The sequence below is a fragment of the Streptacidiphilus sp. MAP12-20 genome (genome assembly GCF_041262525.1).
Taxonomy (GTDB): Bacteria; Actinomycetota; Actinomycetes; order Streptomycetales; family Streptomycetaceae; genus Streptacidiphilus.
Genome location: NZ_JBGCCK010000007.1, coordinates 282,484 through 304,331, shown reverse-complemented (window position 1 = coordinate 304,331; position 21,848 = coordinate 282,484). Strand labels below are relative to the sequence as shown.

Genomic DNA, 21,848 nt, shown 5'->3' with positions numbered 1-21,848 from the left:
GTGCGGCAGGTCTCCGATCAGGGGTAAACGGGTCGGTCAGGCGTTGTGGAAGGGCAGGCCGGCGTCGGTGACCAGCTCGTCCGAGTCGTCCGGCGGCAGCAGGCTGGCGCTGCCGTCCGCGACGGGCACGATGCCGAGCGCGAGCAGCTCGCCCATCGCGGCGCTGCCGGCCAGGTCGCGGACCTGGAGCTGGTAGCGGGCGGTGGTGCGGAAGGTGCCGCCGGCGTCGTCGGAGGTCTTCTGCAGGAAGCCGGAGTCGACGAGGAAGCTGACCGCCTTGCCGACGATGCCGATCGTGGATCCGGCGAGACGGCGGGCGTCCTTGGTCGCGCCGGTCGCGCTGCGGCGGGCGTAGACCCGCCAGGCGGCCTCCAGCCCGGGCGCGTCGGTGACCGGGTCGGAGTTGGCGCCCTCGGCGTCGGCCTGCTCCTCCAGCCTGCGGCAGGCCTGACGCACGAAGGCGTCGACGCCGTTGACGGTGATCCGGCCGAGGTAGCCGTCGTCGGCGAGGTCTTCGGGGCGCGGGAAGGCGAGGGCGGCCACGGCGAGGTGGGCGAGCCCGTGCAGGAACCGGTCGGTGGACTCGGACGCGGCACGGCGTGAGTAGTCGCCCATCCGCACGGCGAAGACGCTGTCCTCGGCGGCGGCGACGGCCATCCCGGCGCGGGCGGACACCTCCAGCACGATCAGGCCGAGCCCGGCGGCGACGGCGTCGGCGAGCCGCGCGAAGGCGGGGTCGTCCCGGTAACGGCGGATCAGCTCGGCGTACTCGGTGTCCCGCGCCGGCAGCAGCTTCGGCTGAACGCCGAACGAGACGAGGCGGGAAGCGTCCGCGACGTCCGCCGGGGTGACGGCGGGACGCGCGCTCTCGCTCGGCTGGTCGAAGCTTTCGTCGCTCATCAGCAGAACTCCTGAAGATCTAGGAGAGGGCCAGTTGCACCTTCAGGGGCGCGAGGAACTGCGCGACAAGCCACCGTGTGTGGTGAGTCGCGGAACGCGCAGGGCCATCCGCGCAGGGTGGTTTCTCGCGCAGTTCCCCGCGCCCCTGGGGAGTTGCAACTTCCCCTCATCACGAAGCCTCCGCGCGGTCCGCCGCCATGCCCACGGCATCCAGCAGCGCACTGCCCACGATCAGATCCGCGCCGCCGAACTCCTCGTCCTGCAACCGTGTGCCGTCGTCGACGGCGAAAAGGAGACGCTCCTCGCCCTGCCGGTAGGCCGTGCCGACGGACGGGCTCGCCGCGTGCACCGCCAGCAGCGCGACGAGGTACGGCAGCTCCGGATCCGCCCGGCGCGCCTCGGCCAGCAGGCCGGAAAGGCGGCGTGGCGCGTCCGGCGGGAGGTCCAGCAGGGCCTGCGCGTGCTCCAGTTGGGCGTCGGTGAAGCGGCTGTCGTCCGGGGTGGAGATCAGGTCGGGCTCAGGGAGCTCCGCTCCCAGGTGCTCGCGTTCGACCGGCGGGGTCAGCAGGACGTCGATCAGATCGTTCAGCCGGACCGCGCTCGGCGTGCGCAGGCCTATGCCCTTGCGGAAGAACGCCGTCGTCACCACCGATGCCTGCTCCAGCGGCAGCGGCAGCACCGGGGCCAGCAGCTGGCCGTAGAGATCCAGCCCGCTGCGCGCCGTCGGCGCGGCGAACGCCTGGCGGTCCTGCTCCGCGCGGAAGAGCGGGCCCGCCTCGAGCAGCCTGGTCTGCAGCTGGGTGTGGCGGCGGATGCAGTCCTTGACGATGTCGACCAGCTCGGCCGCGCGCCGCTTGTGTTCAGGGTCCTCCGCCTCGTCGCGGGCGCGGCGGATGTTGGTGAGGATCGCGTTCTCGTGCCGGTAGCGGTCGGCGATGTGCTCCAGCGCCTCGGCGATCAGATCCGGGACCGTCTCCATCCAGTCGACGGCGCGGACGTTGCGGCGGGTGGCCTCCAGCGCGCGCCGCAGCACCTCGCTGTACTGGACCGTTCGGTAGCGCGCCTGCTCGGCGGCGAGCTGCGCGTCGGCAAGGCGTCCGCGCCGGATCAGCACCTCCAGCTTGACCTCGGCGGCGATCTGGGCCGAGGTGACGTCCGTGTCGAGCGCGCCCACGAGGACGTTGACGGCCTCGTCCGTGGTGCGCAGGTAGACGCCGCCGTCGGGGCCGGGGACCTCCTCGATGAGCTTGAAGTCGTAGTCGCGCCGCACGTAGGAGCCGTCGGAGGCGAAGGTGCCGTACACGGCGCGGAAGCCACGGTCGACGCTGCCGACGTTGATCAGCGACTCGAGCACCCACTTGGCGACCCGCTCGTGCTCGCGCCAGGGCCGGGCCGGGGCCTGCGCGGCGACGCGCGGTTGAAGCCGGGCGAGCACCTGGTCGCGGTCGGCGCCGGTGTCGAAGTCCATGTGCAGGGTGACCAGGTCGATCGCTGCGAGGGCGACCTCGGCCATGCCGTAGACCGCGTACTCGCCGGCCAGGTTGGCCTTGCGGCTGTCGAGGTCGTGCAGCGGCGCGGTGCACGCCAGGGCGCGCAGCCGACGGGCGAGGCCCTCGTCGGCGGCGGGGCCCGGCGCGGGGCGTGCTGCTTCGGCGGTGGTGGTCACGGGGGCTTAGCGTAGAGGTTCGGACTGACAACGTCCCAAACGGCACGGATCATCCCGGTCTGTACCCAAGCCCCCGCATTCCCGAATCCGCTAGTCCGCCTCGCTCGTCGCCGCAGCGAACTCCGGTGCGGAGGCTGCCGCCGCCGCTCCGGCGGCCTGCATCTGTCGCAGGGCGTTCCAGCCCAGCCCCGCCAGCGTCCCGCCGACCAGCGGGAAGACGATGAAGACCCAGAGCTGACTCAGTGCCCAGCCGTGTTGGAACACCGCCGTGGCCAGCGAACGGGCCGGGTTGACCGAGGTGTTGCTCACCGGGATCGTCACCAGGTGCACCAGCACGAGGCCGACGCCGGCGACCAGGCCGCCCATCGGGACCGCGAAGCCGCGGGCCGTCGTCGCGAGCACGACCAGCGCGAACACCGCCGTCGCCACGATCTCGGCGAGGATGACCGCACCCAGATTGTAGTGATCCGGCGAGTGCAGTCCGTACCCGTTGGACGCGAATCCGGTCTCGCTGACGGAGACGACCGTCTTCTGACCGTCGTTGCCCACAGCGGTGAATCCGGGGTGGCCCTGCCCGATCGACCAGATCAGCAGCGCGCCGAAGAGGCCCCCGAGGATCTGCCCGCCGAGGTAGGCGGGGAGCAGCTTGACGTCGGTCTTGCGGACGACCACCATCGCGGCGGTGATCGCCGGGTTGATGTGGCAGCCGGAGATCGGGCCGATCAGGTAGGCCGCGGCGAGCAGACTGAGCCCGAACGCGAGGGCGACGCCCAGGACGCCTGCGCGCCCGGCGTCGAAGACGGCGGTGCCGACACCGCCGATGATCAGGATCGCCGTGCCCAGGGCCTCGGCGAAGAAGATGCGCGTGCTGCTGCTTCCCATCGTTACCTCCTTGCGGGACGGCAGGAAACGGTCGATGGCGCGGGTCCTCGCGCAGGCGCGAAGCACTCATGGGGAGCCTAGGCCGATCGTTCCTGTGCGACCTTTCGGGTTCGCCCAGTCGGGTGAAGCCCGCGGCGGCCCGATCCTGGGCGCATACGATCGCCCGAGGAGGTGGAGATGGATCTCAACGCCGATCTCGGCGAGGGCTTCGGTCGCTGGACCCTCACCGACGACGACGCCCTGCTCGCGGTGGTGACCAGCGCGAACGTGGCCTGCGGCTTCCACGCCGGCGATCCGACGACCATGCGTCGCGTCTGCGAGCGCGCGGCGGAGGGCGGCGTGCGGATCGGCGCGCAGGTCTCCTACCGGGACCTGGCCGGCTTCGGCCGGCGGGCGATGGACGTGCCGCGGAGCGAGCTGGCCGACGAACTCGTGTACCAGATGGGCGCGTTGGAGGTCTTCGCGCGGGCTGCGGGCGCCGGGGTCGCCTATGTGAAACCGCACGGCGCGCTGTACAACCGGGCCGTCTGGGACGAGCAGCAGGCGGGCGCGGTCGTGGACGCGGTCACCGCCTTCGCGCGGGCCTACGGTCGCGAGCTGCCTGTCCTGGGGCTGCCCGGTTCGGCGCTGCTGCGCGCGGCGGCCGCGGCGGGGCTGCCGACGGTGGCGGAGGCGTTCGCGGACCGCGCGTACACGCCCGCGGGCACGCTGGTCCCGCGCGGCGAGCCGGGCGCGGTGCTCCACGACGCCGAAGCGGTGCTGGCCCAGGCGCTCGCCATCGCAGTGAGCGGCGAGGTCGTGGCGGCGGACGGCACGAAGGTGTCAGTGGCCGCTGCTTCACTGTGCCTGCACGGTGACACCCCGGGCGCGGCGGCGCTCGGGGTGCGCGTGCGCGCGGGGCTGGAGGCGGCGGGCGTGGCGGTGGAGGCGTTCGCTTGAGCGGGGCGTGGGACGCCGGGGCCGCGGGTGCCGCGGGGCTCTCCGGGGTGACGGTCCGGCCGATGGGGGCGCGGGCGCTGCTGGCGGAGGTCGGGTCGGACGAGGAGGTCGCCGCGCTGCTGGCGGATCTGGCGCGGCGTCAGCGCGCGGGGGAGCTCGGCGACGCGGTGGAGCTGGTGCCCGCGGCGCGGACGGTGCTGGTCGACGGTATGGCGGACGCGCGGGAACTGGCGTCGCTGACCGCGTGGCTGCGCGGCCGTCGGCCGCGCAGGGTGCCGGTCGACGAGGGCCCGTTGGTGCAGGTCCCGACGGTCTACGACGGGGAGGACCTGGCGGAGGTCGCCGCGCTCTGGGGCGTCTCCGCCGCGGAGGCGGCGCGGATGCACGCGGCGTGCGCGTTCCGGGTCGCCTTCTGCGGCTTCGCGCCGGGCTTCGCCTACCTGACGGGCCTGCCGGAGTCGCTGGCAGTCCCGCGTCGCGCGACGCCGCGCACCCGCGTCCCGGCCGGCTCGGTCGCGCTCGGCGGCGCGTACACGGGCGTCTACCCCGGCCCCTCCCCCGGTGGCTGGCAGCTGATCGGCCGCACGTCGCTGTCGCTGTGGGACGTCGACCGCGAGCCGCCCGCGCTGCTGGCGCCGGGTACCCGGGTCCGCTTCGTCGGGGTGGCCGAAGGGGAGTCGGCATGAGCGCCAGGACGTGGCGGGGCCTGCGCGGTGCGCGCGACGTCGCTGCGGAGGGCGGCGTGGTGACGCGTCGTGCGGACAAGGGGCGGCGCTTCGTCGTCGTCCGGCCCGGGCCGCTGGCCACCGTGCAGGACGCCGGGCGGCGCGGCGTGGCGGCGCTCGGGGTGCCGAGGGCTGGGGCGCTGGACGAACCGGCGTACCGGTGGGCGAACGCGCTGGTCGGGAACGGGGCAGGCGCGGCCGTGGTGGAGGCCACGTTCGGGAACGTCGCGCTGCGGGCCGTCGGCGGGGACGCCTGGGTCGCGGTGACGGGCGCGCCCGCTCCGGTGCGGGTCGGCGGGCGGGCCGCCGCGTGGGGTGCGGCGGTGCGCGTGCGGGAGGGGGAGCTGGTGGAGGTCGGCGCGGTGAGCGCCGGGCTGCGCTGCTATCTCGCCGTCGACGGCGGTTTCGACGTTCCGCCGGTACTCGGCAGCCGCTCGGCGGACCTGCTCTCCGGGCTAGGCCCCGCGCCGCTCGCCCCGGGCATGACGCTGCCGCTGGGCACACCCCAGCCCGGCACCGGCCCGCTGCACGCGGACTGGCTGCCGCTGCCTGCTCCACCGGGCGAGCTGCTGCTGCGGCTCGCCCCCGGCCCGCGTCGGGACTGGTTCGAGGCGGACGCCCTCGCCGGGCTGGCGACGGCCCGCTACCGCGTCTCCCCCGCCAGCAACCGCATCGGCCTGCGGCTGACCGACGGACCACCGCTCGTCCGGCGGGCCGGGCTGGGCGAACTGCCGAGCGAGGGCATGGTGCTGGGCGCGGTGCAGGTACCGCCGGACGGGCTGCCCGTCGTCTTCCTGGCGGACCACCCGACGACGGGAGGCTACCCGGTCGTCGGGGTGGTTCCTGAGGAGGATCTGGCTGCGGCCGCGCAGGCGGTTCCCGGTATCCGTGTGCGGTTCCTGCCGGTCGGGGCGCGGGAGGGGCGCGCGGGGTAGCGTCGCGCGCTCACTCGTTCGTAGGTTCGAGCGCGTCGGGGAAGACAGCGAACGCACGATCGGTCCAGACTGCTGGATGAGCCCGGAATTCTGCTCGACTCCGATTCGACCCCGATTCGACTCTGCACGGAGGTGTTGGACATGGCTGAGACGCTGCTCGCCGTCGGCACGGCGAAGGGCCTGTTCCTGGGCCGCAGCACGGACCGTCGCTCCTGGTCCTGGACGGGTCCGCACTTCCTGATGCAGGGCGTCTACTCCGTCGCGGTCGACCGCCGCGGCGCGGCGCCGCGGCTGCTCGTCGGCGCGGATTCGAGCCACTGGGGTCCCTCCGTCTTCACCTCGGACGACCTGGGCGCCAGCTGGCAGGAGCCCGCCGCCCCGGCCGTCAAGTTCCCCGAGGGCACGGACGCCTCGCTGACCAGGGTCTGGCAGCTCCAGCCCGCCGGTCCCGACGAACCCGGCGTCGTCTACGCGGGCACGGAGCCCGCCGCACTCTTCCGCTCGGAGGACGGCGGGGCCTCCTTCGCGCTGAACGAGAGCCTGTGGCGGCATCCGCAGCGCGAGCAGTGGCAGGCCGGCTTCGGCGGCCAGGGCCTGCACACGATCGTGCTGGATTCCCGCGATCCTCGGGCGATCACGATTGCCGTCTCCACCGGCGGCGTCTACCGCTCGCTCGACGGCGGCGCGAGCTGGGAGCCGTCGAACACCGGCATCGAGGCCCGCTTCCTGCCGGAGCCGGAGAGCTACCCGGAGTTCGGCCAGTGCGTGCACAAGGTCTCCCAGGACGCGGTCGACCCGTCCCGGCTCTACCTCCAGAACCACGGCGGTGTCTATCGCAGCGACGACGCGGGCGCCGTCTGGAAACGCATCGACGCCGGTCTCCCCGCCGACTTCGGCTTCCCCGTCGCCGCACACCTGCGCCGGGGCGGCACGGCCTACGTCTTCCCGCTCACGGCCGACTACGAGCGACTCGCCCCCGAGCACCGCTGCCGCGTCTACCGCACCGAGGACGCGGGCGAGACGTGGCAGGCGCTGGAGAAGGGCCTACCGCACGGTGAGCACTTCGGCGTGGTCCTGCGCGACGCGCTGACGACGGACGACGGCGATCCGGCCGGCATCTACTTCGGCAACAAGAACGGCGAGGTCTACGGCAGCGCCGACGAGGGCGAGTCCTGGTCGCTGCTGAGCGAGCACCTGCCCGCCGTGCTCTGCGTCCGGGCGGTCACATTGAGCTGAGCTCCGAGCGCACGCAACGCGGCGGCGGTCTGTTCCGCGGCTTCGTGGTCGAGCTGGCCGGACCGGTTCTCGCGGCGCTCCGCCGCGGCCAGGCGGAGCAGGTCCGGCAGCAGGTCCGTGCAGCGGTCGAACACCCAGCGGGTGCCCTTGGTCGCCATCCACAGCACCTGCGCCGCGCGACCGGGCGCGACGCCGTCCGGCCGCGCGTCGGGGGCCGGGCCCATCGCGACGCCGCGCTGCGCGAGCTCGCGGTGGAACGCACGGGCGAGGGCGCGGTGACCGCGTTCGCTCGGGTGCAGCCGGTCGACGCTCCACATCGCCGGGTCGTGCACCCAGCCGTCCGTGGCGGCGTGGACGTGGACGGCGTCGTAGCGCTCGGAGAGCGCGTGGACCACGGTGTTGACGCTCGTCATCCGCCGCCCGAGCGGGCGGGCCAGCGCCTCGGGGAGCCCCAGCATCCGGCCGGGGTCGGGCAGACAGGCAGTGAGCAGCACCGAGCCGTCCTCCGTCAGGCTGCCGAAGGTCGTGTCCAGGTGGCGGGCCACGGCGTGGATGTCGTAGCTGGCCCGGAGTGTGTCGTTGACGCCGACGAGCACGGCCGCCAGGTGCGGCCGCCTCGCCCGCGCCTGCGGCAGCTGACGCAGCAGCACGTCCGCCGTGCGGGCACCGCTGCTCGCGTGGTTCGCGAACGCCACGGCCCCGCCCTCGGCCGCGCACCCACCCGCGAGCAGCGCGGCCCAACCGCGCCAGCCGCCGTCGACGGGATCGCCCAGCCCTTCGGTGAGGGAGTCGCCGAGCGCGGAGATACGGAGTTGGGTCATCTCGGGGCTCCTTCCGGAGGGATCTTGGCGAGCGCAGAGCGATCGGGGGTTGCGGGCGGCCGGCCGGATCTTGCGCCCGCCGGGGACGCGGACCCGAGGTCGGGCGACCGGACGGGCCGGAGGCCGGGTGGGGGCGCGGGCCCGAGGACGGCGGGTGGCCCTTCGGGCCGCCGGTCCGGCGGCGCGGACCGCAGGGGGTGCTCGGCCTGGGCGACCACTGGTGCGTCCTGCCGGTTCGCCGTGACCGCCGCCTCGTGCGCGTCCGACGCGTCGTGCGCGGCGAGGAAGGCGGCGACGGCGGCGTCCCAGCCGAACTGTTCGGCACGGGCGCGGGCCGCCGCGCGGCGGGCCTGCGCCGGGCGGGCGAGCAGGCGTTGGGCGGCGTCGGCGAAGGCTGGGCCGGTGTCCGCGGCGGGTAGGCCCGCGTCGGCGAGGATGGCGGGCAGGGCGGAGGAGGCGCTGGCCACGACGGGGGTGCCGCAGGCCAGCGCCTCCAGTGCGGCCAGGCCGAAGGTCTCGACCGGACCCGGGGCCAGCGCCAGGTCGGCCGTGGCGAGGAGGGCGGAAAGGCGTTCCGGCGAGGCGACATGGCCCAGCAACCGGGCCGGCAGGCCCTCCGCGACGATCCGGGCCTCCAGCCGCCCGCGCAGCGGGCCGTCGCCTGCGACGACCAGTGCGGCAGGAACGCCCCGGCGGCGCAGCTCGGCGAGCGCGTCGAGCGCTCGCTCGGGCCGCTTCTCCGGCGAGAGGCGGGAGCAGAGGACGAGCAGGAGCTCCTCCGGCCGGGCCAGCTCGGCCCGAAGCGCCGGGTCGTGACAGTCGGGATGACGCAGGCTCAGATCCACCCCCAGCGGGGCCAGCCGCAGATTGCCCACGCCGAGCCGCCGGAACTCCGCCGCCGCCCAGTCGGTGGTGCAGATGATGCGCGTGAAGGCACGCGCGCTGCGGGCGTTCAGCGCGTCTGCCGCGCGCCGGGCCGCGGGTCCGGGGAGGCCCCAGACCCGCAGCACGCCGTCCAGGCTCTCGTGCGAGACCATCGCAGCCGGCACGCCGCGTTCGCGTGCCCAGCCGCCGGTCCAGCGCAGGGTGGTCCGGTCGGAGACCTCCAGCCGGTCCGGGCGTACCCGCTCCAGCGTGGCGGCGACCAGAGCCCGGTCCCGCAGCACCCGGTAGCCCCCGGTGCCGGGGACGAGCGGTCCGGGCAGGGTGATGACTCGTCCCTGCTCGGTCTCCTCGTCGGCCGCCGCCGGCCCGGGCACGACGAGCATCGGCCGGTGACCGGCCGCCAGGTAGCCCGCCCCGAGCCGCCGCAGCGCGGTGCGCAGCCCGCCCGAGGTCGGGGTGACGAAGTTCGCGACGCGCACGATGCGAAGTGCCATGACCGCCCTCCGCCCCTACGCCGCCACGCCGAGCGCGCTGTGCGAGCGCGCGAGGACCTGCCCGTAGTGGCCGATCAGCTCGTCGCCGACCGACTGCCAGGTCCGCGCCTCGACGTCCGCACGCCCCGCCGCGCCGTACCGGGCACGCCGCGCCGCGTCGGCCGCCAGCTCGGCGACGGCCCGCGCGACGGCGTCACCGTCGCGGGGCGGCACCAGCAGGCCGGTCCGGTGGTGGGCGATCAGGTCCAGCGGTCCGCCGACCGCCGGGCCGACGACGGGAACGCCGCTGGCCATCGCCTCCTGGATGGTCTGGCAGAAGGTCTCCATCGGTCCTGTGTGCGCGAAGACGTCCAGCGACGCGTAGAGCGAGGCCAGCTCGTCCCCGGTGCGGCGGCCGAGGAAGACGGCCCCGGGCAGGGCCTGCCGCAGCGAGGCTTCGCTCGGTCCGTCGCCGATCACGACGACGCGCACCCCGGGCAGGGCGACGGTCTGTGCCAGCAGGTCGACGCGCTTCTCCGGCGCGAGCCTGCCGACGTACCCGACGAGTACCTCGCCGCCGGGCGCGAGCTCGCGCCGGAGCGCCTCGTCGCGGTGGCGCGGGTGGAACCGCACCGAGTCGACGCCGCGCCGCCACAGGTGGACCCGGGGGATGCCGTGGGCGGTGAGGTCCTGGGCGGCGGGGGTGGACGGGGCGAGCGTGCGGTCGGCGGCGCAGTGGACGGCGCGCAGCCGCCGCCAGGCGGCCGCCTCGCCCAGCGAGCTGCCGGCCCGGTAGGCGCGAGCGTAGCCCGCGATGTCGGTCTGGTAGACGGCGACAGTCGGCAGCCCCAGCCGCTCGGCCGCGACCATGCCGCGGGCGCCGAGCAGGAACGGGCTGGCGAGGTGGACCAGGTCGGGCCGGTGCCCGGCGATCAGCTGCTCGAGCTTCCGGCTGGGCAGCGCTATCCGTACCTGCGGGTAGCCGGGCAGCGGCATCGCGGGAACGCGGACGACGGGGCAGGGATCGGGCGCGCCGACCGCCACGGCAGGGGCCGGGGCGGGCGCGATGACGAGTGGGTGGTGTCCGCGCCGCACCAGGTGCTCCGCAGTACGGAGCACGGAGTGGGCGACGCCGTTGACGTCGGGCGGGAAGGACTCGGTGACGAGGGCGACACGCATGCCAGCGTTATTCCGAGCCGGAGCGTGCAGCGAGGCACGTTGATCTGACCGAACGGCGAACGCCGCACGAATCCTCGTGCGGCCCGCTTCAAAACGCGCCCCGCCCGCTCAGCCCGCGCTGAGTCGACCGCGTACCGCCGCGTGGACCTCGGCCTCCTCGCCGGGGTCCGCCGCCAGGCGGCGCAGCCGGTCGAGGACACGGACGTCGCCCTTGGTCAAGACGTGCCGGGCGGCCAGTTCACGGGTGGCCTCCTCGCAGTCCCAGAGGCACTCGACGGCCGCACCCGTCGCGAAATACGGATCGATCAGGGCCAGCCCGCGCGCGGCGCTCTGGCGCAGCTGGGAGGAGACCGTCTCGGCGTAGATGTGGCGCAGGACCGACACCGCCTGCCCGGCGGCGAGCCGACCGACTCCCTCGACCAGGGCGAAGAGCATCTCTCCATCGGGTCCGGAAGAGGAGACCTGCCGGTGCAGCGCGGCCACGACCAGCGCCGCGTCCTCCGGACCACCCGCGCAGGCGAGCAGCCGGGCGGCGGCCTCCTTCAGCCGACCGTCCTCATGGCGGCTGGCCCAGGCGCGGGCGTGGGCGAGGACGCGCTGCCCGCGCATCCGGCCCAGGGTGTCGAGGGCGAAATCGACGACGGACTCGCAGCTGTCCTCGGCGGCCAGCTCCATCAGACCGGGCAGGGCTTCGTCCTCGGCCTCGGCCAGGTGCCGCAGGGCGGCGCAGCGGGCGCCGGTGCGGCCGTCGCGGGCGGTGGCACGCAGCAGCGGGAGGTCTGCGGCGCCGGCGACCGCGCCGAGCAGGCGGGCGGCCGCGGCGGCCTTGCGGACCAGCGCCTGCGCGTCCTGGGTGGGATCGGCGTCGGCCCAGGCGAGCACGGCGGCGGTGCTCCACTCCGGGGTCTCCGGGCGTTCCAGCTGACGCTGCCACAGGTCGAAGGGCGCGCGCTCGGTGGCGGCGGCGACGCGTGGATGCTCGGCCGCCCACAGGTGCCAGGGCCTCGGCTCGTAGGCGTCGCGGACCGCTGCGCGCAGCTCGGCGTCACCCTCGGGATCGTGCGGGAACCGGGTCAGCACCGCGTCGGCGAGGGAGCGGAGCCCCTCGTCGGTCTCGCGCACGGCGAGCTCGTCCAGGGCCCAGGCCCAGTTGCTGCCCTCGGCCGCGTAGCGGCGCAGCAGTTGCAGCGCGTCGCGGCGGCCGTAGCCGGCCAGCCGACCGAGCACGGCCAGGGTGAGGCCGGTACGGGACTCGTTGTCGTCGAGAGCGTCCCACGCGTCGAATAGGTGCGCCTCGAGCCCGCAGAGCGGCGCCTCCAGCTCCATGTAGAGGCGCGCGTAGTAGAGGGAGCGGTTCTCCACCTGCCAGTTGCGGCGGGGATCTCTGGTGACGCACTCCTCCAAGGCGGCGAGCGCGTCGAGACGCTCGGCCGCCAGAGCGTGCAGGGTGCCGTCCCCCCGGCCCCGCTGAAGCAGGCCGAGAAGGGAGGCGCTAGGCGCTATCGCGGGCTCGAACATGAGGTCAGCATCCGTTGCGGCGGTCCTGGTGGCAATGGAATTTCAGTGCGCGGGCGGCTGACCTGGTCGGTCCTGCCCGCACACGGGGTGGTTCGGGTCCGCGACGGTGGCCGCGGGGGAATTGTGGCACCGGCTGTCGACGAGCCGCCAGCCGGAAACATGGAATCCTACCGTCCGGCTGGCACGCCGCGCACCTGGCGCCGGTCCGGCGCCTGGGCTGCGCTCATCGCGGGGCATATGCCAAAGGCAAAATTTGGCTTACTTTCCCGAAAGCCACCCCCCACCGCCACGCTCTGTGCCAGAGTCGTAACGGTCAACGGTCACCCCGAGCAACCGTGGGACGCCATGCACCCCCAGCTTCCTCCCCCGTCACTCCCACAGCACGTCAACGCCGTGCGTGAGCAGCTGGAGGCCGCCTTCGGCGCAACCACGGACAGGGCCGAGCGCGCGCTGCTCGCGCACGCCCGCTCCCATCTGGCGGAGCTGGCCCGCGTCGTCGACGCGCTCACCCACCCCGACGCCCCCCTGAACGGCGCCTCCCTGCTCGGCGACGCCGAGTGGGATCTGGTCCACGACCGGGTGGCCTGGTCCGCGGAGATGTACCGGATCTTCGCCCGCGCTCCACAGGACGGCCCGCTGACCCTCGATCAGCTGCCCAGCGCGCTGCACCCTGAGGACCGCCGCGCGGTCTCCGGCCTGCTGACAGCCGCGCTCGTCGACGGCAAGCCCATCGACGCCGAGTTCCGCCTCCAGCTCGGGGACGGCACGGTCCGCGCGGTGCACTGCGTCGGCGCCCCACAGGTCGCCGACGACGGCGGCGTCCATGCCGTCTGGCTCGCCCTCCGCGACCTCGGCCGCGCCGCGGCCTGAGCGGCCGCCCGGCCCGGCACACTGTCGCTTCGACGGCCAGACCGCTCCTGACCGGGCACGACCCGGCGTCCGAGGGGTCTCGGGACGCGCGGCGGCTCTGACGCCCGGTACCCAGCGCTGCCCCGCCACCCGCCGCCTGTGCCTGCTCGGATGCTCAGCCCTCAAATGATCTGCGGCCGGGCCTGCCTCGGCATCGCCCTGCTGATGTCCGAGCGCAGCTGCGAGACCGCAGGCAGCTTCTCGTACCGCGCCGTCAGTCGGTACATCTGGCGGAGCCGGTCCCAGGTGCGGTGCGAGGACATCTCGCCCGTCGAGCTCAGCGCGAGCTGCGCGTAGCGCTGCGCCTCGTCCGGCTTGTTCGACAGGTAGCAGGCCGAGGCCATCGAGATGTGGTCGAACAGCCTCGACCGGTCGTGCCCGCCCTCGCGCAGTTGCAACGCGAGCACGGCGTGCCGCTGGGCCAGCGCCGCCGCCGCAGGTTCGTGGTCGGCCAGGGTCCGGTAGGTCAGCGCCTGCATGCCGTGCAGGTCGGCCAGGTCGAAGAACTGGAGCCAGCTCGGCCCCGGCTCGCCGTTGTCCTGCGCGAACAGGTCCTCCGCCTCGCCCAGGGTGCGCCGCGTCGCCTGGCTGTGGCCAAGCGAGGCGTGCGCCCAGGCCTCCACCGTGCGCAGCATGGCCCGGGTACGCGGCAGGGTCCCGCCGCCCGCGCCGGCCTCGGCGACCCGCATCAGGTCGAGCGCGTCGCCGGCCCGGCCCAGGTGGACCATCTGGCGCGCTGCACGGGCCAGGGCCTCGCTGGCGCGCGGCTTGTCCTCCGCCTCGCGGGCGGCGTGCACGGCCATGACGAAGTACCGCTGCGCCGTGGGTTCCAGCCCCACGTCGTGGGACATCCAGCCGGCGAGCACGGCCAGGTTCGCCGCCACGCCCCACAAGCGGCGTTCCAGATAGTCGGGGTGATCGAAGGTCAGCATGCCGCCGACCTCGTTGAGCTGGCCGACCACCGCCTTGCGCTGCAGGCCGCCGCCGCGCGAGGCGTCCCACTGGCGGAACACCTCCACCGACTCCTCCAGCGAGCGCACTTCCTCCTCCCCCACCGGCCCGGCTTCGTAGAAGTCGAGTGCCGGCAGCGCCCCAGGGCTGCGTACCGCCGCAGCGGAGGAGCCGGTCGGCGGCGCTGCGGCCGGGGACCGCATCCAGTCGTGCAGGGGGTTGGCGATGGCAGCCCCCGCCGCGAGCGCGGTGCTCGCGCCCATCAGTCCGCGTCGATTGAGCATCAGGTCCATTCCCGTGAACTCGGTGAGGACCGCGGCCGTCTGCCCTGGTGCCGGTCTGGAGCTGTCCGGCGCGCCTCGTCGCGCGCCGTGCCCGCTGTGCCGTTCCCGCTGGAAGCCGAGGTCCTCTGGCGTGACTACTCGGCCGAGCTGCTCGCTGAAGAGAGCCGCCAGGATGCGCGGAACGGGATCGCGGGGGATCTCCCCGCGCTCCATCCAACGGCGCACCCGTGAGGTGTCGGTCGACAGCTGCTGCTGTCCGGCCGCCGCCCCACGGCGGTTGACCATCCGCGCCAACTCGCCTTTCGACCAGCCCGTCAGGGCGAATAGGTCGGCGAGTCGGGTGTTCGGTCCTCGGTTCACGTCAAGCCCCCAGGTTCCTCGGCACTTTCGAGGCTAACCACCCGTCATGTGCCAGGCGAGCATTCGCCAGGGTTCGCCAGGGTCCGCTAGCTGTCCCGCTATCTGCGGCTCGGTGTGTTGTAGAGCTGCGCCACCCCGACCTGGTCGATCGCCCGGCCGACAGCCAGAGTTCAGCCAGGACCCCAGGGTGGCGCAAGGGGTGGCGCACGGTCGCCACGCGCCAGGCTTCGCCCGGGAGGCACAACTCCCCAGGGTGTGCCACTCGGGCCCCGGCCCGTCAGGAGCCCGCGCGCCACCCCGACCAGCGGCAGGCCGACCAGGCCCGCCGGCGGCAGCCCGCCACCGGACACACGAAGGGACCAGGAACCACCCCATGTACTCACAGGCTCTCTCCCCCGCCCCGGTGTCCCGACCGCAGCAGCCCTCCCCCACCGGTCCGCTGCGACGGCGGCCCGCCATCGGCCTCGACCCGCGCCCCCGCGACCTGGGCGGACAGCACCCGGTGCACCCGACTCCACATCCGGCCAACCCCGCGCAGCAGCTTCGTCGGCCGATGCCCGCCCCCGCCCGTCCCGGCGTCGCCGCCCGCCCGGAGAACCCGGCCGAGCGCTCCCCGCAGGTCCGCGCGGCGCTGGCCCACATCGCGCGGATATCTCCCGCCTTCGTGCCGCGCCAGCTGCTCCGCGACGGACGCCATGTGCTGATCGCGGGCACGGCGGGCCGCACGCCGGTGGTGGCGAAGGCCCTGGCGCGCCCTGGCGAGGACGTGGAGGGAACCGAGCAGTTCCACCGCGAGGTAGCCGCCTACCGGGCCTTCGTGCGTCACCGTCCGCCGGCCCGGCTGCCCAAGCTGGTCGCCGCCGACGCGGACCGCTGCGTGCTGCTGATGGAGCGCGTCCCGGGCCGGCCGGCCGCGCGTGAGCGTCATCCCTCGGACACGCCGACGCCGGGCGAGGTCCGCGCGATCCTCGGCGCCGTGCGGTCACTGAACCTGTGGCGTCCGCCGACGGGGGTCTTCGACCGCCCGCTCGACTACGGCCGTGAGATCGCCCGCTACCACGCGCTCGGCCTGCTCACCGACCGCGACGCCGGGGACCTGCAGCAGCTGCTGCACGGTCTGGCGCACCAGCCCTGGCAGTTCTGCCACGGGGACGCGCTGCTCACGAACGTGCTGCTGGCCCCGTCGGGTCCGGTCCTGGTCGACTGGGAGCAGACGGGCTGGTACCTGCCCGGGTACGACCTCGCGCTGCTCTGGGCGGTCATGGCCGGGGACACCGGCGCGCGTCGCCAGCTGAGCCAGGTGGCGCAGGCGTCGGGGACGCTGCCCAGGGACGCGTTCCTGGTGAACCTGATCCTGGTGCTGATGCGCGAGATCCGCCGTCACGACGTCCCCGGCGCGGGCGAGGAGCAGCGGATCCTGATCCGCCGCCTGCACGAGGACGCCGCGCTGGCTCGCCGGGCCGTGCGCGCCGCTGTCGGCACCCGCTAGAGCGCCTTACAACGCGGCGGTACCGGCCTCGGCGAGGACGGTGTCCTCGCGGGGCAGCAGGGCACGGACGCTGATCGCGTCGCGCAGGTGACGCTCCAGCGGGACGACGCGGCTCAGTCCGGTGGTGCCGGACAGGGCGACGACGCGCTGCACGACGGTCACGCCGCGCTGCGCGATGCCGGGGGCGAGCCAGGCCGCGCGCCGGTCCGCGCCCGCACGGTCCGCGTCGAGGCCGCCGGCGATCCCGCTCAACAGCTCCTCGGCCTCCGCTAGTTCGAGCGCGACCCGGCCCAGCTCCGACGCCGGCAGCTCGCGGACGTTGCGGACCAGCCAGGCCCGCGCCGCGCCGCCGATGCCCAGGCAGACCGCCGCGACGCCAAGGCGGCGACATGCCTCGTCGCGCTCGGTGGACGCGGCCAGGCGGAAGGCGTCCTGCGTCGCGACCTTCTCGAAATGCACGTCCTGAACCGCACCGGCGCGCAGCCCGAGCTGCTCCCAGCCCGGCTCGACGCCGACCCCCGGACTGTCCCCCGCCACCAGGAAGGTGGCCGGACCCTCCTCGGCCTGCGCCTCGACCGTCATCCACGCGAGCGCCTCCGCGCCACGGACGGCCTGCTCACGGCCGGTCAGCAGCCAACCGTCGGAGCTGCGGAGAGCGGTCACCTGCGGGCCGTCCGGGCCGGCCCGCAGTGAGCCGACGAGCGCGGGGCCGCGCCGGGAGTCGGCGAGCAACGCGCGGTAGGCGGCCGCGGGCCAGCGGGCGGCGCGCGCCTGCGCGGCGTGGGTGAGCAGCGTGTCGGCCGCGAGCAGCGCGACGGAGGGGTCACCGCCGCCGAGCGCGGCGAGCAGCCGGACCGTGTCCGCCACCCCGGCGCCCGCACCCCCGTGCTCCGCGCCGACGGTCAGGGTGAGCAGGCCGGCCTCGTGCAGCGCCTCCACGCCCCGGTAGGGGAAGGCCCCCTCGCGGTCGTGCTCGTCGGCCCGCGCGGCGAGCAGATCGACGACGCGCGGGAGCCGCGCCATAGCATCGTTCAGCGACATCCGGGCGACCCGATCAGATCTGGAACATGTCCGCGGGCAGTGGCTTGAGCAGCTTGTAGAGATCCTCGCTGACCGGCCGGTCCCAGGTCACGACGGTGACCTGGACGTCGTCGCTGCGGCCGAACTGCACGCAGGCGAGGCGGCTCTCGCTGAGCTTGACCTTCTTCACGATCAGCAGTGCGTCGTCGAGCATGACCGGGAAGTCCTCGCTGTCGAGCACCCCGACCGGCTCGTCGTTGCCGATGGCGGCCATCATCTGCCGCACCTCCAGCGGGACCCCGTCCTCCGGCTCCCTGGCCGGCGAGCCCGGGCGCAGGTTGCCGATCATCATCGACGGCCCGCGGCCGCCCATGAGGTCGTAGCGCAGCACGACGCCATGGCAGCTGCCGTCCTCCGGATCGCTGAGCAGCGCGGCGCCGAAGTCGCCCGGCCAGTCGCTCGGGTCCATCGCGAGAATGTCGAAGTCCGGGCCTGCGGGTGTGCCGGAGCGGCGGCGGAGGAAAGCCATGGGGCAATCGTACGTGTCCCTCGAGGTTACGAACGCGTGGCCGGTCGAAGGTGTCTGTCCGGGCTCCGAGACGCAGGTTGACGAGCCGATCACGTTCCGATTACGGTCGGCGACATGCAGAGATCGCCGCGACTGGTGAGCAGGGGTCATATCGACCTGCTGCGCGTGGCTTCCGCTGCGTGTCGCCCGAGCCGTTGACGCCTCGGTGAGCACCGCAGAACCCGTCGGATCCACCGAGATCGGTCAGGATCACTGGTGCGCCTGCGGACAGTGTGCGCGTTCTGCGAACCTGGACCTCGTCACCCGCAAGAACCCGAAGAACTCGCCTGCCGTGCCGTGACCGGCTGCGGCGGGCGGGCCCGCTCCGCACCGCGTGGGGGCGAGCGAGAGCGGGCTGGGCGCCGCGTCGACCCCGTGGGGGTGGTCGGCGCGGCGCCCGCTCACAGACACGTCAGGTGAGGTCGAACTCGCCGTCGCGGGCGCCGAGCACGAAGGCGTTCCACTCGGCCGGGGTGAAGATCAGCGACGGGCCCTCGGGGCTCCGTCCGTCGCGCATGGCGATGTATCCGTCGACGAAGGCGATCTGTACGTCGCCCACGCCCTGGCTGCTGGACAGCCACTCGGCGCTGCTGAGATCGAGATGGGGTTTCCTGTCAACGCCGCCCCCGAATGGACCCCGCTGAGTGAGAACCCCGGCCCGCGCGGATTCGTCGAAGAATGCGTCGCTCGTCACGTCGTGCTCCTCCCGCCGTCAGTTGATCCCACTGTAATCTCCGCGACACGCCTGGGTGGAGGCCTTCGACACGATCCGCCCGTGCGGGTGACGCCGGGCGGATCGAGGTGACGGCGAAGGCAGTTCAGTGCTGCGGTTCAGTGGGTTGGCTTCTCGTCGCCGACGAGCCACATGGAGAAGAACTGCGCTCCGCCTCCGTAGGCGTGGCCGAGCGCGCGGTGGGCGCCGTCGATCTGGTGCTCGCCGGCCTGGCCGCGCACCTGCATCGCGGCCTCGGCGAAGCGGATCATGCCGGAGGCGCCGATCGGATTCGAGGAGAGCACCCCGCCGGAGGGGTTGACCGGCAGGTCGCCGTCCATCTCGGTGGCGCCCGCCTCGACCAGCTTCCAGCCCTCGCCGGGGTCGGCGAAGCCGAGGTTCTCCAGCCACATCGGCTCGTACCAGGAGAAGGGTACGTACATCTCCACCACGTCGATCTGCCGGCGCGGGTCGGTGATCCCCGCCTGCCGGTAGACCTCCGCGGCACAGTCCTGGCCGGCCTGGGGGCTGACGTAGTCCTTGCCCGCGAAGATAGTCGGCTCGCTGCGCATCGCGCCGCCGTGGATCCAGGCCGGTCGGTGGGGCGCGCGGGCGGCGCCGCGCTCTGCGGTGAGCACCAACGCGCAGGCCCCGTCGGAGGAGGGGCAGGTCTCCGAATAGCGGATCGGATCCCACAGCATCGGCGAGGTCTGCACCTTCTCCAGCGTCAGATCGTGCTCGTGGAGATGCGCGTTGGGATTCTTCAGCGCGTTGCGGCGGTCCTTGAACGCCACCAGCGAGCCGACGGTGTCCGGCGCTCCGGTGCGGCGCATGTACGCGCGCACGTGCGGCGCGAAGAAGCCGCCGGCACCGGCCGTCAGCGGCTGCTGGAACGGGACCGGCAGCGAGAGCCCCCACATCGCGTTCGACTCGGACTGCTTCTCGAAGGCCACGGTCAGCACGGTGCCGTGCACGCCCGCCGCGACGAGGTTCGCCGCGACCAGCGCCGTGGAGCCGCCGACCGAGCCGGCGGTGTGCACGCGCAGCATGGGCTTGCCCACCGCGCCGAGCGCCTCGGCGAGGTAGAGCTCGGGCATCATGACGCCCTCGAAGAAGTCGGGCGCCTTGCCGATGACGACGGCGTCGATGTCGGCCCAGCTCAGCTCCGCGTCGGCGAGCGCGCGGACCGCGGCCTCGCGCACCAGGCCGGCGATGGAGACGTCCTGGCGCGCCGAGACGTGCTTGGTCTGGCCGATCCCGACGACGGCGACGGGCTGCTTGCTCATGCCGAGTCCTTTCGCGCTTCCGCTTCCAGCACGGCGACCAGGTTCTGCTGGAGGCAGGGCCCGGAGGTGGCGTGGGCCAGCACACGCTGTGCCCGGCCGCTGTGGATCAGGGCGGCGGCCTCGCCGATCCGGATGAGACCGGCGGCCATCACCGGGTTGGCGGCGAGGGCCCCACCGGAGAGGTTCACCGGCACCTCCGGGGCAAGGCCGAGCGCCCGGCGCAGCACGATCTCCTGCGAGGTGAACGGCGCGTGCAGTTCGGCGGCGTCGAGCGGCGCGTCGAAGGCGCCGGCCTCGGTGGCCGCGGTCCGGGTGGACGGCGAGTCGGTGAGGCTGCGGACGCCGGGCTGGTGTGCCTCGATCCGGTGGTCGATGCCGCGGATCCAGGCGGGGTTGGCGTGCAGCGCGCGGGCGGCGTCGCCGGCCGCGAGGACCACGGCCGCGGCGCCGTCGCTGATCGGCGGGCAGTCGTGCCGCCGCAGCGGAGCGACCTCGTAGGGCCCGCGCAGGAGTTCGGCCACGTCCGCGCTGGCGCGCAACTGGGAGTGCGGGTTGGTGGCGGCGGCGCGGCGGCTGCGCACGGCGGTCTCGGCGAGCGCGGCCTCGTCGGTCAGTCCGGCGTCGATCAGGGCCTGGGCCTGGAGCGCGGCGAGCGCGACCGCGTCGGGCCAGAGCGGCGCGAGGGTGTAGGGGTCGAGCTGTCGGGTCAGCACGTCGCGGACGCTGCCGGGGGACGACTTGCCATAGGAGTAGACGAGGGCGGTGTCGGCCTCGCCGGTCTGCAGCTTCACCCAGGCCTCGTAGAGCGCCCACGCGCCGTCCATTTCCACGTGCGACTCGGAGATCGGCGGCCAGGCGCCGACGCCGTCGAGTGCCATGGTGAAGGAGAAGGCCCGGCCGGCCAGGTAGTCGCTGCTGCCGGAGCAGGTGAAGCCGATCTGGTTGGCTTTCAGACCGGTCTGCTTGAGTACGCCGTGCAGGACCGGCATCACCAGCTCGACCTCGCTGAGCTGGTCGCTGCGGCGGGTGTGGCTGGTCTGCGCGAAGGCCACAACGGCGACGTCGCGGTTCACATCCACCTCCGGTAGCTCTCGGGGTCCGCGTCCGGCTCGCCGGTGGGACGGAAGTGGCTGATGGAGGCCAGGCTCGGGCCGAGCTTCGCCTCGTTCCAGACGGCCTCGACGCGCTGCCCGATGTGGACCTCGGCGTAGGGGATCCCGCCGATGCGCGCGTGCAGGCCGACATGGGCGCCGTCGATCAGCACGTAGGCGTAGCAGTAGGGCACCTCGACATCGAGGCCCTTGGCGGCGATGTTGACGATGCAGAAGGTGGTGACGGTTCCGGTGTGCGGCAGTTCGAGCTGTTCGGAGGTGGCGATCCCGCAGGTCGGGCAGGCCCCGCGGGGCGGCACGTAGACGCGGGTGCACTGCGGGCAGCGCTCGGCGAGCAGGCGCTTGTCGGGCAACGCGGTCAGGAAGCGGGTCTGCGCGGTGCCCGGGGAGTAGGTGTACTCCAGGCGGGCCGGGAGCGTCACCCGGGTGACGGGCTCCACGCCTGCGAGTTCGGGGATGCCCGCCAGGAGTTCGGCGACTGAGGTCATGCGGAGGGGCCCTCCGGGTCGGGAGTCGGCGGCGCGGTCGGAGAGGCGGTCGGCGCCGGCACGAAGCAGGCGATGTCGGTGATGGCGCCGCTGCGCTCCTCCGCCCAGCGGATGGCGACGCGCATGCCGCTGCGCAGGGTGTGGCGCGGCGCGTCGAGTGCGTGCAGCAGCGCGGTGTCCGCGCCGTCGAGGCGGACGAGCACCCAGGCGAAGGGGGTGTCGAGCGGCTGGTAGGGCCGGGGGTGGTCGTTCCACGCCCAGGTGGTGACGGTGCCGAGCTGTCCGAGCACCACCAGATCGGTCAACTCCTCGGCGGTGACCGGGTCGTACTCGGCGGGCGGGCACAGCACCCGCCCGTCGGTGGCCCGCACGCCGAGGACGACGCGCTCACGCAGTCCGGTGAGGAAGGCTCCGAGAACGGGGCCGGTCGAGCGGGTGAAGGGGAACTCGACGACGAGCGGTGCGCTGAGCACCTCGGGGGGCATGGCAGGGTCCTTCGCAGTCGGGGGG

General features: G+C 74.0%; 20 protein-coding genes and 1 pseudogene. 7 read left to right on the top strand and 14 right to left on the bottom strand.

The genetic code is table 11. The features are described from left to right. Positions 1–36 precede the first annotated feature (36 nt). From ABIA32_RS12345 to ABIA32_RS12335, 3 genes are all read right to left on the bottom strand, one after another. Positions 37–900 carry a hypothetical protein gene (locus tag ABIA32_RS12345; protein ID WP_370094087.1) on the bottom strand — a complete coding sequence of 288 codons (864 nt, stop codon included), beginning with the start codon at positions 898–900 and terminating at the stop codon, positions 37–39. A gap of 169 nt (positions 901–1,069) precedes the next feature. Next, positions 1,070–2,566: a hypothetical protein gene (locus ABIA32_RS12340; protein ID WP_370094086.1), complete on the bottom strand. Its 1,497-nt coding sequence runs from the start codon at positions 2,564–2,566 to the stop codon at positions 1,070–1,072. 90 nt (positions 2,567–2,656) lie between these two features. Continuing rightward, a complete protein-coding gene (locus ABIA32_RS12335) occupies positions 2,657–3,448 on the bottom strand; it encodes an aquaporin (protein WP_370094085.1) in 792 nt (263 codons plus the stop codon). 177 nt (positions 3,449–3,625) lie between these two features. On the opposite strand from ABIA32_RS12335, the gene ABIA32_RS12330 reads away from it, so the two are divergent. The 4 genes from ABIA32_RS12330 (at position 3,626) to ABIA32_RS12315 (ending at position 7,283) form a co-directional block, all read left to right on the top strand. After that, positions 3,626–4,387 (top strand): LamB/YcsF family protein, encoded by a 762-nt coding sequence (locus tag ABIA32_RS12330; protein WP_370094084.1) that lies wholly within the window; start codon positions 3,626–3,628, stop codon positions 4,385–4,387. 62 nt (positions 4,388–4,449) lie between these two features. Continuing rightward, a complete protein-coding gene (gene pxpB, locus ABIA32_RS12325) occupies positions 4,450–5,073 on the top strand; it encodes a 5-oxoprolinase subunit PxpB (RefSeq protein WP_370094130.1) in 624 nt (207 codons plus the stop codon). After that, entirely contained in the window at positions 5,070–6,047 is a 978-nt protein-coding gene (locus ABIA32_RS12320) for a biotin-dependent carboxyltransferase family protein (protein WP_370094083.1), read from the top strand. The genes pxpB and ABIA32_RS12320 overlap by 4 nt, the downstream gene beginning before the upstream one ends. A 141-nt stretch (positions 6,048–6,188) precedes the next feature. Further along, positions 6,189–7,283, top strand: a complete 1,095-nt coding sequence (locus tag ABIA32_RS12315) for a WD40/YVTN/BNR-like repeat-containing protein (RefSeq protein WP_370094082.1) — start codon at positions 6,189–6,191, stop codon at positions 7,281–7,283. On the opposite strand, the gene ABIA32_RS12310 is transcribed toward ABIA32_RS12315, so the two are convergent. From ABIA32_RS12310 to ABIA32_RS12295, 4 genes are all read right to left on the bottom strand, one after another. Beyond that, entirely contained in the window at positions 7,193–8,104 is a 912-nt protein-coding gene (locus ABIA32_RS12310; RefSeq protein WP_370094081.1) for an SGNH/GDSL hydrolase family protein, read from the bottom strand. The genes ABIA32_RS12315 and ABIA32_RS12310 overlap by 91 nt on opposite strands. Continuing rightward, a complete protein-coding gene (locus ABIA32_RS12305; protein ID WP_370094080.1) occupies positions 8,101–9,483 on the bottom strand; it encodes a glycosyltransferase in 1,383 nt (460 codons plus the stop codon). Before ABIA32_RS12305 ends, ABIA32_RS12310 begins: the two co-directional genes overlap by 4 nt. A gap of 15 nt (positions 9,484–9,498) precedes the next feature. After that, on the bottom strand, positions 9,499–10,641 hold the full coding sequence (locus tag ABIA32_RS12300; protein WP_370094079.1) for a glycosyltransferase family 4 protein: 1,143 nt from the start codon (positions 10,639–10,641) through the stop codon (positions 9,499–9,501). Positions 10,642–10,749: 108 nt separating this feature from the next. Next, positions 10,750–12,159 (bottom strand): HEAT repeat domain-containing protein, encoded by a 1,410-nt coding sequence (locus tag ABIA32_RS12295; protein ID WP_370094078.1) that lies wholly within the window; start codon positions 12,157–12,159, stop codon positions 10,750–10,752. A 393-nt stretch (positions 12,160–12,552) separates the two neighbouring features. Here ABIA32_RS12295 and ABIA32_RS12290 point away from each other — a divergent pair, with 393 nt between their 5' ends. Then, the gene (locus ABIA32_RS12290) at positions 12,553–13,029 is read left to right on the top strand and encodes a PAS domain-containing protein (protein WP_370094077.1); all 477 of its coding nucleotides are present in this window, start codon (positions 12,553–12,555) and stop codon (positions 13,027–13,029) included. 161 nt (positions 13,030–13,190) lie between these two features. On the opposite strand, the gene ABIA32_RS12285 is transcribed toward ABIA32_RS12290, so the two are convergent. Then, on the bottom strand, positions 13,191–14,663 hold the full coding sequence (locus tag ABIA32_RS12285) for a hypothetical protein (RefSeq protein WP_370094076.1): 1,473 nt from the start codon (positions 14,661–14,663) through the stop codon (positions 13,191–13,193). A gap of 373 nt (positions 14,664–15,036) precedes the next feature. Here ABIA32_RS12285 and ABIA32_RS12280 point away from each other — a divergent pair, with 373 nt between their 5' ends. After that, on the top strand, positions 15,037–16,152 hold the full coding sequence (locus tag ABIA32_RS12280; protein WP_370094075.1) for a phosphotransferase: 1,116 nt from the start codon (positions 15,037–15,039) through the stop codon (positions 16,150–16,152). A gap of 6 nt (positions 16,153–16,158) precedes the next feature. Here the strand turns inward: ABIA32_RS12280 and ABIA32_RS12275 are convergent, their stop codons facing one another. Both ABIA32_RS12275 and ABIA32_RS12270 read right to left on the bottom strand, forming a co-directional pair. Further along, on the bottom strand, positions 16,159–17,193 hold the full coding sequence (locus ABIA32_RS12275; protein WP_370094074.1) for an acyl-CoA dehydrogenase family protein: 1,035 nt from the start codon (positions 17,191–17,193) through the stop codon (positions 16,159–16,161). A gap of 13 nt (positions 17,194–17,206) precedes the next feature. Continuing rightward, positions 17,207–17,701 (bottom strand): hypothetical protein, encoded by a 495-nt coding sequence (locus ABIA32_RS12270; protein ID WP_370094073.1) that lies wholly within the window; start codon positions 17,699–17,701, stop codon positions 17,207–17,209. Positions 17,702–17,815: 114 nt separating this feature from the next. Between ABIA32_RS12270 and ABIA32_RS12265 the strand changes: the two genes are divergently transcribed. Beyond that, positions 17,816–17,899, top strand: coding sequence for a putative leader peptide (locus ABIA32_RS12265; protein ID WP_370094129.1), 84 nt, complete (start codon positions 17,816–17,818; stop codon positions 17,897–17,899). Between the two features lie 253 nt (positions 17,900–18,152). Here ABIA32_RS12265 and ABIA32_RS12260 read toward each other — a convergent pair whose 3' ends face one another. The 4 genes and pseudogenes from ABIA32_RS12260 to ABIA32_RS12245 form a co-directional block, all read right to left on the bottom strand. After that, positions 18,153–18,434, bottom strand: coding sequence for a DUF397 domain-containing protein (locus ABIA32_RS12260; RefSeq protein ID WP_370094072.1), 282 nt, complete (start codon positions 18,432–18,434; stop codon positions 18,153–18,155). Between the two features lie 137 nt (positions 18,435–18,571). After that, positions 18,572–19,738, bottom strand: a complete 1,167-nt coding sequence (locus ABIA32_RS12255; RefSeq protein WP_370094071.1) for a thiolase domain-containing protein — start codon at positions 19,736–19,738, stop codon at positions 18,572–18,574. Next, complete coding sequence (locus ABIA32_RS12250; protein ID WP_370094070.1) at positions 19,735–20,811, bottom strand: thiolase domain-containing protein; 1,077 nt, start codon at positions 20,809–20,811, stop codon at positions 19,735–19,737. The genes ABIA32_RS12255 and ABIA32_RS12250 overlap by 4 nt, the downstream gene beginning before the upstream one ends. Beyond that, positions 20,808–21,823, bottom strand: a pseudogene (locus ABIA32_RS12245) (Zn-ribbon domain-containing OB-fold protein). Before ABIA32_RS12245 ends, ABIA32_RS12250 begins: the two are co-directional and overlap by 4 nt. Positions 21,824–21,848: the final 25 nt, after the last annotated feature.